The 12,441-nt window shown below is 65.2% G+C and carries 14 protein-coding genes; 5 read left to right on the top strand and 9 right to left on the bottom strand.

The window, feature by feature from the left end; translation table 11 throughout:
• Nucleotides 1-14: 14 nt before the first annotated feature.
• Complete coding sequence (locus tag CH292_RS08945) at nucleotides 15-917, bottom strand: SMP-30/gluconolactonase/LRE family protein (protein WP_256977991.1); 903 nt, start codon at nucleotides 915-917, stop codon at nucleotides 15-17.
• A gap of 155 nt (nucleotides 918-1,072) precedes the next feature.
• Here CH292_RS08945 and dapD point away from each other — a divergent pair, with 155 nt between their 5' ends.
• From dapD to CH292_RS08930, 3 genes are all read left to right on the top strand, one after another.
• On the top strand, nucleotides 1,073-2,026 hold the full coding sequence (dapD, locus tag CH292_RS08940; RefSeq protein ID WP_094627518.1) for a 2,3,4,5-tetrahydropyridine-2,6-dicarboxylate N-succinyltransferase: 954 nt from the start codon (nucleotides 1,073-1,075) through the stop codon (nucleotides 2,024-2,026).
• A gap of 100 nt (nucleotides 2,027-2,126) precedes the next feature.
• On the top strand, nucleotides 2,127-2,837 hold the full coding sequence (locus CH292_RS08935) for a hypothetical protein (protein ID WP_094627519.1): 711 nt from the start codon (nucleotides 2,127-2,129) through the stop codon (nucleotides 2,835-2,837).
• Complete coding sequence (locus CH292_RS08930; RefSeq protein WP_094627520.1) at nucleotides 2,816-4,222, top strand: cytochrome P450; 1,407 nt, start codon at nucleotides 2,816-2,818, stop codon at nucleotides 4,220-4,222. The genes CH292_RS08935 and CH292_RS08930 overlap by 22 nt, the downstream gene beginning before the upstream one ends.
• On the opposite strand, the gene CH292_RS08925 is transcribed toward CH292_RS08930, so the two are convergent.
• From CH292_RS08925 to CH292_RS08905, 5 genes are all read right to left on the bottom strand, one after another.
• Nucleotides 4,219-4,659 (bottom strand): 6,7-dimethyl-8-ribityllumazine synthase, encoded by a 441-nt coding sequence (locus CH292_RS08925; protein WP_094654518.1) that lies wholly within the window; start codon nucleotides 4,657-4,659, stop codon nucleotides 4,219-4,221. The genes CH292_RS08930 and CH292_RS08925 overlap by 4 nt on opposite strands.
• The gene (locus CH292_RS08920) at nucleotides 4,656-5,111 is read right to left on the bottom strand and encodes a CoA-binding protein (RefSeq protein WP_094654517.1); all 456 of its coding nucleotides are present in this window, start codon (nucleotides 5,109-5,111) and stop codon (nucleotides 4,656-4,658) included. The genes CH292_RS08925 and CH292_RS08920 overlap by 4 nt, the downstream gene beginning before the upstream one ends.
• Nucleotides 5,108-6,406 carry an O-acetylhomoserine aminocarboxypropyltransferase/cysteine synthase family protein gene (locus tag CH292_RS08915; protein ID WP_094654516.1) on the bottom strand — a complete coding sequence of 433 codons (1,299 nt, stop codon included), beginning with the start codon at nucleotides 6,404-6,406 and terminating at the stop codon, nucleotides 5,108-5,110. The genes CH292_RS08920 and CH292_RS08915 overlap by 4 nt, the downstream gene beginning before the upstream one ends.
• 3 nt (nucleotides 6,407-6,409) lie before the next feature.
• Complete coding sequence (locus tag CH292_RS08910; protein ID WP_094654515.1) at nucleotides 6,410-6,922, bottom strand: OsmC family protein; 513 nt, start codon at nucleotides 6,920-6,922, stop codon at nucleotides 6,410-6,412.
• Between the two features lie 137 nt (nucleotides 6,923-7,059).
• On the bottom strand, nucleotides 7,060-8,070 hold the full coding sequence (locus CH292_RS08905) for a MerR family transcriptional regulator (RefSeq protein WP_094654514.1): 1,011 nt from the start codon (nucleotides 8,068-8,070) through the stop codon (nucleotides 7,060-7,062).
• Nucleotides 8,071-8,157: 87 nt separating this feature from the next.
• Here CH292_RS08905 and CH292_RS08900 point away from each other — a divergent pair, with 87 nt between their 5' ends.
• On the top strand, nucleotides 8,158-8,757 hold the full coding sequence (locus CH292_RS08900) for a CHAP domain-containing protein (RefSeq protein ID WP_094654513.1): 600 nt from the start codon (nucleotides 8,158-8,160) through the stop codon (nucleotides 8,755-8,757).
• Here CH292_RS08900 and CH292_RS08895 read toward each other — a convergent pair.
• Nucleotides 8,754-10,169: an acyl-CoA synthetase gene (locus tag CH292_RS08895; protein ID WP_094654512.1), complete on the bottom strand. Its 1,416-nt coding sequence runs from the start codon at nucleotides 10,167-10,169 to the stop codon at nucleotides 8,754-8,756. The genes CH292_RS08900 and CH292_RS08895 overlap by 4 nt on opposite strands.
• 2 nt (nucleotides 10,170-10,171) lie before the next feature.
• On the opposite strand from CH292_RS08895, the gene CH292_RS08890 reads away from it, so the two are divergent.
• Nucleotides 10,172-10,576: a hypothetical protein gene (locus tag CH292_RS08890; RefSeq protein ID WP_094654511.1), complete on the top strand. Its 405-nt coding sequence runs from the start codon at nucleotides 10,172-10,174 to the stop codon at nucleotides 10,574-10,576.
• On the opposite strand, the gene CH292_RS08885 is transcribed toward CH292_RS08890, so the two are convergent.
• Nucleotides 10,548-10,937, bottom strand: coding sequence for a MerR family transcriptional regulator (locus CH292_RS08885; protein WP_019665412.1), 390 nt, complete (start codon nucleotides 10,935-10,937; stop codon nucleotides 10,548-10,550). The genes CH292_RS08890 and CH292_RS08885 overlap by 29 nt on opposite strands.
• Nucleotides 10,938-10,940: 3 nt before the next feature.
• Entirely contained in the window at nucleotides 10,941-12,413 is a 1,473-nt protein-coding gene (locus CH292_RS08880) for a SulP family inorganic anion transporter (RefSeq protein WP_094654510.1), read from the bottom strand.
• Between the last annotated feature and the right edge of the window lie 28 nt (nucleotides 12,414-12,441).

The following is a 12,441-nucleotide window of genomic DNA, read 5'->3' as shown; positions in this document are numbered from 1 at the left end:
GACGATTTTAAGCTCTAGCCGAGGTCGCGGCCGCCGGGGATCTCGTACACCGACCCGTCGAAGCCCGCCCGGAACAGCCGTCCGCTGGAGAAGCCCTGCTCGCCCCGTCCGTAGATCACGACGCTCGAGGTGGGGATTCCGCTGCCGAGGACGCAGTACTGCCCGGGCGCATCGATTCGGACGATCTGGCCTCGGGTGTTCAGCGGCACGACCGGACGGCCGGCGGAATCGAGGGTGAGCCCGTCCGGTGCGCTGAGCGAGTCGAGTCCGTTCAGGTCGAGAATGCTCTCCGGTGCGGACGGGTTCGCGATGGGAATTCTGCTGACGCCCGAGTTCACGAACGTTCGGGAGACGTACAGGTACCGACCAGCGTCGTCGAGCACCGCGCCGTTGGCACTGGGTAGCCGCGCCCACGCGGGGTTCACCGTCCCGTCCGGCGCGACCTGGCCGACCAGGCTACCGAAATCGTTTGTCGCGTACACAGTTCCGTCGTCGGCCACGGCAAGACCGTTGGCTGCGCTGAGGCCGGTGGCGAACGTGCTGGTCTCGAGCGTGTCGATATTCAACCGCACGATCCCGGCTGCCTTGACGATGTCGCCGACGATGACGGTCGGGTTGGCTCCGTAGCCGACGAGCAGGGTGCCGTCGGGCATCCAGGCGAGCGCGCCACCGCCGCCGGGGACACGCGCGATCTCGTAGGCGGGCAGCCCAGGTGCGTCGATCCGGAAGACGCCTCCGGTGATGATGTCCGTCGTGTAGAGCCTGCCCGCCGAGTCGACGGCGAGTCCTTCGAGCGCCGCGCCGCCGACCGAACCGACCCGGACCGGTGCCGCAGCGGCCGCGCAGTCCGGTGCCGCGGACGCGGCCGGTGTCCCGACGAGCACCGCGCCGGTGGCGGCAACCGCCGCCACGGTCACTGCTGTCACTGCTGTCCGAATTCGTTTCACTATGCGCACGTTCGTCCCCCACACGTCGATGGCTCCCCGCTACCCACGTTCATGTCTACACCCCGGCGGTGACATCCATCGGCCGTGTCCACACCCTGCGGACCCACACCGTATTCTCGATACCTGTGAGCGCACAGGGAGCATCTGCAATCGGTCTTGCCAACATCACCACCGGCGGAGTCGTACTCGACACCTGGTACCCGAGCCCTGAGCTCGGTGACTACACCGATTCCGGCACCACCCGACTCGACGGTGCGGACATCCCCGCCGAGCTCGCGGCACTCGTCGGCCCGGACGAGGCTCGCGGCGTCGACGTCGTGGCCGTGCGCACCACCATTGCGTCCGTCGACGATGCACCTGTCGATGCGCACGACGTCTACCTTCGCCTTCACCTGCTCTCTCACCGACTCGTGCAGCCGCACGGTGTCAACCTCGACGGCCAGTTCGGATTCCTCGCCAACGTCGTGTGGACCAACTTCGGCCCGGCTGCGGTGGAGAGCTTCGAGACCGTTCGCGCTCGCCTTCGTGCCCGCGGCCAGGTCACCGTGTACTCGATCGACAAGTTCCCCCGCCTCGTCGACTACGTCGCCCCCTCCGGCGTGCGGATCGCCGACGCCGACCGTGTGCGCCTCGGTGCACACCTGGCCAGCGGTACCACCGTCATGCACGAGGGCTTCGTGAACTTCAACGCCGGGACGCTCGGTAACTCGATGGTCGAGGGTCGCATCTCGGCCGGAGTCGTCGTCGGCGACGGCTCCGACGTCGGCGGCGGCGCGTCCATCATGGGTACGTTGTCCGGCGGCGGAAAGAACGTCATCTCGGTGGGTAAGAGCTGCCTGCTCGGCGCCAACTCCGGTCTGGGTATCTCGCTCGGTGACGACTGCGTGGTGGAGGCCGGTCTCTACATCACCGCGGGCACCAAGGTGTCCGGTCCCGACGGCACCGTGGTCAAGGCTGCGACGCTCAGCGGAAAGAGCAATCTGCTCTTCCGTCGGAACTCCGTGTCCGGTGCGGTGGAGGTCGTTCCGTGGAAGGGCACCGGCGTCGAGTTGAACGCTGCTCTGCACGCGAACGACTGATTTGCCGGTTGTATACTGACCCCCGCGCTTCCGCTTGGGAGCTTCCCGCGGCTTGACGCTCGGCCCGGACGTTGCACCGAATCTGTCGAGAAGGCGCTCCATGAGTGTGACGTTGGTACTCGGGGCGTGCGGCGGGGCCGGGACCACGACGACGTCGGTCGGTCTTGCCAATGCTCTTTCGCTGCACGGGAAGTCCGTGGTGGTCGTCGACGCGACCGTTGGCGGCGGTGATCTCGTCGAACGCGCCGCCGACAACACTGTCACCGCAGCGACCGTCGAATCGGGGTATGTCGGCGTCGAGTTGTCGACCACCAGTACCGGGGCACAAGTGCTGGGTCGGGCGTGGCCGGACTCGATCGACCCCGACTTCGGCCGTCTCGATTGGCATCTGACCTGCACGACCGACGCGGCGATCTACGATTTCGGGCACGGAAGTGTGGAACGCGACAGCGCGAACCCACTGCGGAGCGGGCCGTCGGCAGCTGTGGTGCTCGTGGTCCCTGCGAGGCCCGATGCCGTTCGACGATCGAGGGCTGCGCTCCACACGATCGGGTTGGCTGCCGGTGAGAAAGCACTGCGCCGCACCACTGTTGTGGTCGCGCACTGCACTCCAGGACCGAACACCTCGGCGGTCGACGACGTGCGGCGCGACCTCGACCGAGTCTTCGACGTTCTCGAAGTGCCCTACGATCCGCACCTCTCGTCCGGATCCACTGTCACCGCAGCTGATCTGTCGCCTTCCACGACACAGGCTTACGCGCGCATTCTCACATCGACCATCCGCTCGGTATGGGGCACACTGTCGGCGTGACAATTCCCAAACCTCGATTCCGCCTCCCGATAGTGGGTGACATCCTCAGCATCGATGCGGCAAAACCGACCCAGCGTGAACTGAAGATGGCGTCGGAATTGGGACCGATATTCGAACGGAAGATCCTGTCGCACCGCCTTGTCGTGGTCAGCGGTGCTGATCTGGTGGCCGAGCTGAACGACGAGACACGGTTCGCCAAGTTTCTCGCACTCCCCCATCGCAAGCTGCGTGCACTGGGTGGCGACGGCTTGTTCACCGCGTTCAACTCCGAGCCCAACTGGGGTGCGGCACATCGAGTTCTGATGCCAGGATTCAGCCGGGATGCAATGCAACGTCATCACCACGTCATGCAGGGCGTGGCGAACGAGCTCACCTCGCACTGGCGGACGCGCTCCGACCAGTCGATCGACGTGACGGCGGATCTGAACAAGCTGACACTGGAGAACATGGCCCGCGCCGGGTTCGGCTACAGCTTCGACTCGTTCCGACGAGACGACGACGCATTCGTATCCGCGATAGTCCGCGTGCTCGGTCACGTGAACCGGACGTCGAACGACCTGCCGTTCATGCGGTTGTTCGACAGGAAAGCTCGGGTCCGGAACGAGCGCGACATCGAGTACGTGCACGGCGTGGTCGACGACGTCATTCGGAAAAGGATGCTGGACACAGAGACTCGTCACGACGACCTGCTCGATCTCATGCTGCACACCCCCGATCCCGAGACCGGGGAACTGCTCGACAAGGTGAACATTCGCCACCAGGTTCTGACGTTCCTCGTCGCGGGAAACGAAACCACCGCGGGTACCTTGGCGTTCGCGTTGTACTTCCTCGCGACACATCCCCATGTCGCCGCCCGAGTCCGCCAAGAGGCGGACAACGCATCCGACGTGGTGAGCTACGCGGACGTCTCCAAGTTGCGCTACACCCGCAGCGTCGTCGACGAGACGCTACGTCTCTGGCCGTCGGCTCCCGGTTACTTCCGTAAGGCGCGTCAGGACACGTCGTTGGCGGACGGCAAATATCCGATGAAGGCCGGTGAGTGGGCATTCGTACTGACACTCGGGTTGCACCGCGACCCGATCTGGGGCCCGGATTCTCACGTCTTCGATCCTGATCGTTTCTCATCGGCCCGCTCGAAATCTCGCCCGGCGCAGGCGTACAAGCCGTTCGGAACCGGAATGCGCGGCTGCATCGGGCGTCAGTTCGCGCTGCACGAATCTGTGCTGACGCTCGCGCACTTGGTGCGGTCCTTCGACTTCGACCTCGAAGACGGCTACGAACTGGACATCCAGGAATCGTTGACGCTGAAGCCGCAGAACATGCGCATGAGGGTTCGGCAGCGCTCGATCACCCCGAGCGCCGGCGATGCCAGGTGCGCGCTCTAGCCGATCGAGTTCAGCGATACCAGGGTTCGTGTGACTGCCCGTGCCGCCTCGACGCCTTTCTTCTCGAGGTGGTCGGCGAAGAAGTCGGTGTGATCGGCGTGTTCGTGGAAGTGGTGCGGAGTCAGCACCACCGAGAAGACGGGAACGTCGGTGTCCAGTTGGACCCGCATGAGGCCGTCGATGACGGCGGTTTCCACGAATTCGTGTCGGTAGATTCCGCCGTCGACCACCAGGGCTGCGGCGACGATGGCCGCGTAGCGGCCGGTCCGTGCGAGTCGCTGGGCGTGCAGCGGAATTTCGAACGCGCCCGGTACCTCGAAAATCTCGACGTCGGCACCGAATTCGGCGACGAAACCCTCGCGTGCTCGATCGACGAGTTCCTTGTGCCAGGTGGCTTGCACGAATGCGACGGTTCGGGGCTGCTCGGTCATGGTCATAATGCTAGACGCCTCCGTGAGTCGATGACGCCGGTATCGAAACCGGCAAGGTGAAGTCCGCCGTGGAACCGTGCATGCTCGATCTTCAGGCACTTGTCCATCACCACGGACAGTCCTGCGCGTTCGGCGTCGCGCGCGACCTCGTCGTGTACGAGTCCGAGTTGCAGCCAAATCGTTTTCGCTTGGACGGCAATTGTTTCCGCCAACACGGCCGGCAGGTCGTCGTGTTTGCGAAAGACGTCGACGAGGTCCGGTCTCACCGGAAGGTCGGCAAGTGTGGGATACACCGGCGTGCCCTCGATCTCGGTGATCGTGGGGTTGACGAGGTAGATGTCGTACGCGCTCGTCGACGACAGATACTTGTTCACGAAATAGCTTGCACGCGATGGATTTTTCGATGCGCCGACGATCGCGACCGACGTGGTCTGCTGAAGGATCTGCCTGATGCTCATGACCGCTCCCGTCCCGTTGCCGCCGTGAGCGCCTGGTCGAGGTCCCACTCGATGTCGTCGACGTCCTCGAGCCCGACGCTGATGCGGACGGCCTCGGGCCGGACACCGGCCTCGTGTAGTTGATCGTCGGTCAGTTGGCGGTGTGTCGTACTGGCCGGGTGAATGACGAGTGTGCGCACATCGCCGATGTTCGCTACGTGGCTCGCGATTCGGACGTTCTCGACGAATGCTCGGCCGGCGTCCCTGCCGCCGTCGACCCCGAAGGTGAACACTGCACCAGGTCCCGACGGAAGGTATTTCGCGGCACGCTCGTGGTGGGGATGGCTCAGCAGACCCGAGAACGCGACGTAGTCCACTCGCGGATCGGCGTCGAGCCAGGCTGCCACGTCGCGGGCGTTCTGCACGTGTGCCTCCATCCGCTGCGGCAAGGTCTCCACGCCCTGTATCAGGGTGAACGCCGACTGCGCGGCCAAGGACCCACCGATGTCGCGGAGTTGTTCACTGCGAAGTTTCGTCAGGAAGCCGTACTCGCCGAAGTTCCCCCACCAGGACAGGCCTCCGTACGACGCGACGGGTTCGGTCATCTGCGGGAATCGCCCCGAGCCCCAGTCGAATCTGCCGGATTCGACGACCACTCCTCCGAGCGTCGACCCGTGACCGCCGAGAAATTTCGTCGCCGAGTGGACGACGATGTCCGCGCCGAACTCGATCGGCCGGCACAACACCGGCGTTGCCATGGTGGCGTCCACGACGAGCGGGATTCCGTGCTCGTGGGCGACGACGGCGAGGCCTTCCAGATCGGCGATGTCACCCGACGGGTTGCCGATGACCTCCACGTAGATCAGCTTCGTCCGGTCGGTCACCGCTGCTGCGTAGTCCGCCGGGTCGGTTCCCGGAACGAACGTGGTGTCCACACCGAACCGTCGCAGCGTGACGTCGAGTTGTGTGATGGTGCCGCCGTACAACCCGGCTGCCGCGACGATGTGGTCACCGGTGCCGGCGAGCGCGGCGAACACTGCGAACTCCGCAGCCAGGCCGCTGGCGAATGCGACCGCCCCGATGCCGCCTTCGAGGCTGGCGATGCGCTCCTCGAAGGCGGCGACGGTGGGATTGGCGATCCGGCTGTAGACGTTTCCGTACTTCTGCAGAGCGAAGAGGTCGCCGGCGTCCGCCGAGTCCTCGAACACGTAGCTCGCGGTCGAGTAGATCGGTACCGCCCGCGCGCCGGTCTCGGAATCGGGTCTGGCACCTGCATGTATCGCGCGCGTTCGGAGACCGAACGACCTCTCGCTCATCCGTCAGGCCGTTTCGAGGGTCGTGTGCACCGGCGTCCGGTTGCGTGTGAGATCGAGGACCGGGCAGTGCGCGTCCACCGCTTCCTGCAGTTCCTCGTAGCGCTCACGCGATTCCGGCCCGGTGACCTTGACGATCACTCGGACCTCGCCGAACCCGGCCCGAACCGAGTCGTCGAAGCCGAAGAAGCCCCGAACGTCGAGGTCACCCTCGGCACGCGCGGTGATGTCGTCGACCGGGATACCGAGCTTGTCCGCCCAGACCCGGTAGGTCACGACCTGGCAGGACAGCAGAGACGCCAGGTAGTACTCGACGGGGTTGGCCGCGGTGTTCTCGCCGCCGAGGGCGGGCGGTTCGTCCACCTCGACACTGAACTTGCCGAGCGTGACCGTGCTGGCGACGGCATCGTGCGCGGCTGCGGATGCACGGAAGACGACGAGGGCGTTGTGTGGATCGGCGTCGACTGCGTTCTTGGTTGCGCTGGTGACGGATCCGAGGTGCGACAGAGCTGTGGACATGATTGTCCCCTTCGTGAGGTGTGTTGGGTGCTGACCTGATTGGTTGGATCAGGACGCGCAACAACGCGAAGAGCAGACCAGTCCGAAATCGACGGTGCGACGCCTCACCAGCACATCGGCTGTCACGTGGGTCGCGGTCACGAACGCGACAGTAGCAGCTTCCGGTCGACGGGCATCGTTAGAGTGGTGAGGTCGCCGCTGTCCGCGGAGCGAATCACCACCGGGTACTCCGGACCCGACACGTCGATCATGACGTCGGGGCCGAGCGCTGCCACGACGGCCGGGTACAGGGTGGTCACGGCGAACGCCATGTCCACGTCGGGTCCGGACACGGTTGCATCCATGTCGGACGTGGTGAAATCGATGTACTCGTTCTCGGTGTCGAGCATGGACAGCAACGTCGACTTGGCGACGACCATCCGGGTGGTGACGTCCGGCAGCGCGCCGAGCATTGCGCGGTAGTCCGGAAACTCGGCCGCAAGGATGCGGGCACGGTCGTCGCCCGGCCGGAAGGTCACCGCCGAGGGGGTGCGATCCACCTGCACTCGATGGTGCTGTCTGATGGATTGGACCGCGGACCGCAGATCGTCCCCGTCGACCACTGCGGTCCATTCGGTCTCGGTTGCAACCGCTTTCGCGACCAGCGACCGGGACACCAGCCTGAATCGATCGGTCGCGGTCATGGTCAGCGTGTCGTCCCGCCATTCCAGGTACACCCCGGCGAGGACGGGATGCTCGGGGTGATGCGACGTCGCGGTGAGGGTCTGATCGAGTGCGGCGGCGAGAACCGGGCCGTTGACAGTGAACATTGGCTTCCTGCTTTCGGTGTCGAGTATTGCGTGTACGGCGGTGGCGGAACGGGCCGCCAGCCGCGCCTGATCGGTCAGGGTGCCAACGTGCCGATCGATCGGTGAGGCGTCGCCGGCGAGGACCGACTCGATCATGTCCAACGGCATGTCGATCTGCCGCAGGCTCCGGATCACCTCGGCCTGCTCGAGCTGCCCCGGCGCGTAGTAGCGGTAGCCGGTGGTCTCGTCGATCCTGGCGGGCTCCAGGAGAGACGAGTCCGCGTAGAAGCGCAGGGCACCGGGGGTCAACCCTGTTGCGCGGGCGAATGCGCCGATTGTCATCAATTCCGATGTGGTCACGAGCCCATCCTGGGGTCTCCGGTCGGTCGAAGGTCAAGCGTGGTTCTTCACCGTCGGCTCGAACGGACCTGCCGGTACATTCGAGGAATGAGCATCGAGGTCCCCACCGCCCCGCAACGCGGTCGCCGACGCGTCGGCCGCTGGTTCGTGGCGTTCGTCGCGGTCGTCGTGGTGGTGGCGGGCGCCGTGCTGTGGTCGGCCCCGAGCCGGTACCTGCCGTGGGACACGACGCCGTTTCCCGACGTCGACACGTCCGCACTAACTCCCGAGCAGGCGGCCGTCGTCGACCTCACTCGGGCGGAGCACGAACGGCAACGCCCCGGCACCTTCTATTCCGAGGGCGTCGATGAGGCCTGGTGCGCGAACTTCGTCAGCTGGATCATGCGTGAAGCGGGCCGCCCGCTGAGCAACCCGCATTCCGGCAGTTGGCGCATCCCCGGGGTGTACACGTTGACCGAGTACTACCAGCAGCAGGGCTCGTTCGAGCCCAAGGGTTACGTTCCCTCCGTCGGCGACGTCGTGCTGTACGACAACAGCAGCTGGGTCGGCCAGCACACCAACATCGTCGTGGCGGTCGACGGAGACACCGCAACGACGGTGGGAGGCAACGAACTCGGAAAGATTCGTGTGCACTCCGTCGACGTTCTGTCCGATTCCGCGATAGTCGGTTTCGGCCGACTTTCCTAGCTGAGCTGCTTCTTCTGCACTTTCCCCATCGCATTCCGCGGGAGCGAATCCACGACACGAATTTCCCTGGGCCGCTTGTGGTTCGACAATTCGGACGCCACCAGGTCGATCAACACCGTCGGCTCCACACCCGTCCCGACGACGAATGCAACGATTCTCTGCCCCAGGTCTTCGTCCGGAAGCCCCACCACGGCCACCTCGTCGACCGTCGCGTGACCGAGCAGTACCGTCTCGATCTCCCCTGCCCCGACGCGATAACCGCCGGACTTGATCAGATCCGTCGACGCGCGGCCGACGATTCGGTGGAAGCCGTCGGGCTCGATCACCGCGACATCCCCGGTGTCGAACCAGCCGTCGGCAGTGAAGGACTCGGCCGTTGCCTCGGGGTTGTTCAGGTAGCCGTCGAACACCATCGGTCCGCGGACCTGGAGCGCACCGATGGAGTCACCGTCGTGCGGCAGCACCGCGCCGTCCTCGCCCACCAACCGGGTATCGACGCCGGCAACGGGAAGACCCACCGATCCCGGCCTGCGTTCTCCGTCGGCACGCGTCGACAGTGTGATCAGCGTTTCGCTCATGCCGTACCGCTCGACCGGTGCCTGACCGGTCAACTCGCGCAGTTTCTCGAACACGGGTACCGGCAACGGCGCGCTCCCCGATACCAGCAGACGAGCACCGGACAGTGCGCGAGCGGAGTCGGCGTCCGCGGCGACCCTCGACCAGACAGTTGGAACTCCGAAGTAGAGCGAGCCACCCGCGGCGGCGTACAGCTCCGGCGTCGGCTTGCCGGTGTGGATCACGGGGCTTCCCACCCGGAGCGGTCCCAGCAGACCGAGAATCAGTCCGTGTACGTGGAACAGCGGAAGGCCGTGCACCAGTGTGTCTTTCCACGTCCATTGCCAGGCCTCGGCGAGGGCGTCGATTCCCGCTGCGATGGCCTCACGCGAGAGGAGCACGCCTTTCGGTGGGCCGGTGGTGCCCGAGGTGTAGAGAACGAACGCCGTCGACGACGGGTGCGGGTCCGGGTAGCTGTGCCACGACCGAGCGTGTTGACGCACGGGCAGCACCTGTAACCCGGCGTTGTCGTCGGGAGCGGCTCCGAGCCACGCCTGGGCACCGGAGTCTCGAAGTATGTGAGCCCGTTCCGCCGGCCCCGCGTCCGGAGGCACGGGAACGACGGTCACGCCTGCGATCAGACACCCGACCACCGCCAGCACCGTCTTCACCGACGGCGTCGCCAGCACGGCAAGCCGGTCCGCCTGGGCGACACGCTCCGCCACCGACGTTGCCGCCCCGAGAATGTCTCCTCGTGACAGCGAGACTCCGTCGATGGTGACGGCGTCGGGAATATCGTCTCCGCGCGCAACGGCGAGTGGGTTCAGTGAACGAAGCAGCACATGGTTACCGTACATACATGGACGCCGATGGAATCGACTCCGGCGACTACGCCGAATATCTGACGGTCCCGGCCGGCAGCTTGCAACCCGGGGTGTACCTCATCGGCACCGACGCCGAACAGGACGTCGATACCGACGAGGAATCGGACGAAGTGGCGGACGACACCGCCGACGACGACGATCTCGACTTCGACCATGTCACCGACAGTGCGCCGCGGCTTGTGTATTCGGTGCAGTCCGACGATTTCTGGACACGCGTCGAACTTGCCGACCTTCGGGCCGGGCAACTCTACGAGGAGCAGTTCGCCCGCAACCCGTCCACGAACACCGAACCGAAGAGGTTCACGACGGTCGAGGCGTTCGGCAGCACCGAGCTGGTGTACATCCTGCGTATCAGGCGCGGCGGCTGGGATGTCGGTTAGCGGCCAGAACCGCGGTCAACTCCTCGGCGTATGCCAGCTTCTTCCGCAGGTTCGCGCACGCTGCCTCGGCCCTGGCATGGCATTCGTCGACGAAAGCGCCTGCCTCCTGGGCGTCGTCGCCGCCCGACTCGATGGTGTCCAGCGAGGCCAGTAGTCTGCTCATCTCGTCGAGCGTGAATTCGAGTGGTTTCATGCGCCGGATCACCAGCAGTCGCTCGACGTCCGTGTCGGTGTACAACCTGAACCCGCCGGCACTGCGCTCCGACGGCGGCACCAAGCCCACCTCGTCGTAGTGGCGGAGCGTTCTGATGGACAAGCCGGTACGTTCGGCGACTTCACCGATCTGCATGTGCGCAGCCATGATTCAGCCTTCTCCGCCGAGGCGTCCGGTCAGTCGATCATGCCTTTCCTTGCTTGCCCCGGCCAGTCCGACGATGGAGACGTGCGTGCCGTACTTGGCGTATTTCGTCGTCACGGCATCGAGGGTAGCAACGGTCGACGCATCCCAGATGTGCGCGTCGGACAGGTCGATGACGACGTTGGCCGGGTCTGTCGCGTAGTCGAACTGGTGGATCAGGTCGTTGCTCGACGCGAAGAACAGTTCGCCGCGTACGCCGTAGACCCGAGTGTCGTCGTCGGGATGCGCGATCTCGACGACCTCCGTGACGTGCGCGACGCGACGTGCGAACAGGATCATCGCGACGACGACACCGACGATGACGCCGTAGGCCAGATTGTCGGTGGCGACCGTGACCGCCACCGTCGCCACCATCACGGCGGTTTCGCTGAGCGGCATGCGGCGCAGGGTTTTCGGCGCGATCGAGTGCCAGTCGAACGTCGCGAAGCAGACCATGATCATGACGGCTCCGAGAACGGCCATCGGTATGCGCGCGACGACGTCGCCGAAGACCACCACGAGGACGAGCAGGAACGCTCCCGCGAGGAACGTCGAAATCCTCGTCCGGGCTCCGGAGATCTTCACGTTGATCATCGTCTGGCCGATCAATGCGCACCCGCCCATGCCTCCGAACGCGCCGGTCACGATGTTCGCGACACCGAGCCCGGCGCCTTCCCTCGTCTTGTTCGACGGTGTGTCGGTCACGTCGTCGACGAGTTTCGCGGTCAACAGGGATTCGAGCAGTCCCACGAGCGCCATGGCGAAAGCGAAGGGCGCGATGATCTTCAGCGTCTCGAGGTTCATCGGAAGGTCCGGGAAGAACAGCGACGGCAGCGACGACGGCAACTCCCCTTCGTCGCCGACGTTCGGGACCCGAACTCCGAACACGATGGTGACGACGGTCAGAGCCGCGACGGCAACCAGCGGCGCCGGAATCGCGGTGGTGAGTCGGGGCAGAACCACCATGATGACGATCGCGGCCGCGGCGATCGGGAACACCAGCCACGACACGTCGACGAAGTATCGGATCTGGGCGATGAAGATCAGGATCGCCAGCGCGTTGACGAATCCGACCATGACGCTGCGGGGAATGAACCTCATCAGCTTCACTGCCCCGAACGCGGTGAGGACGATCTGCATCAGTCCACCGAGCAAGACCGTCGCGACCAGATAGTCGAGACCGTACTTCGGGACGATCGGGGCGATGACCAGTGCGACGGAACCCGTCGCGGCGGAGATCATTGCGGTTCTGCCGCCGACGATCGCGATGGTGACGGCCATCGTGAAGGCGGAGAACAGACCGACTCGCGGATCGACACCGGCGATGATCGAGAACGAAATCGCCTCGGGAATCAACGCCAAGGCAACGACGAGTCCGGCGAGGATCTCGGTTTTGAGGATCTTGGGTGAACGCAGCGCGCTCAGTACGTCGGTCGGCACGTAGCGCTACTCTACCCTCACGTGAGGG

It is taken from the genome of Rhodococcus sp. 14-2470-1a (assembly GCF_002259425.1).
Taxonomy (GTDB): Bacteria; Actinomycetota; Actinomycetes; order Mycobacteriales; family Mycobacteriaceae; genus Rhodococcoides; species Rhodococcoides fascians_E.
This window is presented reverse-complemented; position numbering and strand designations above follow the sequence as displayed.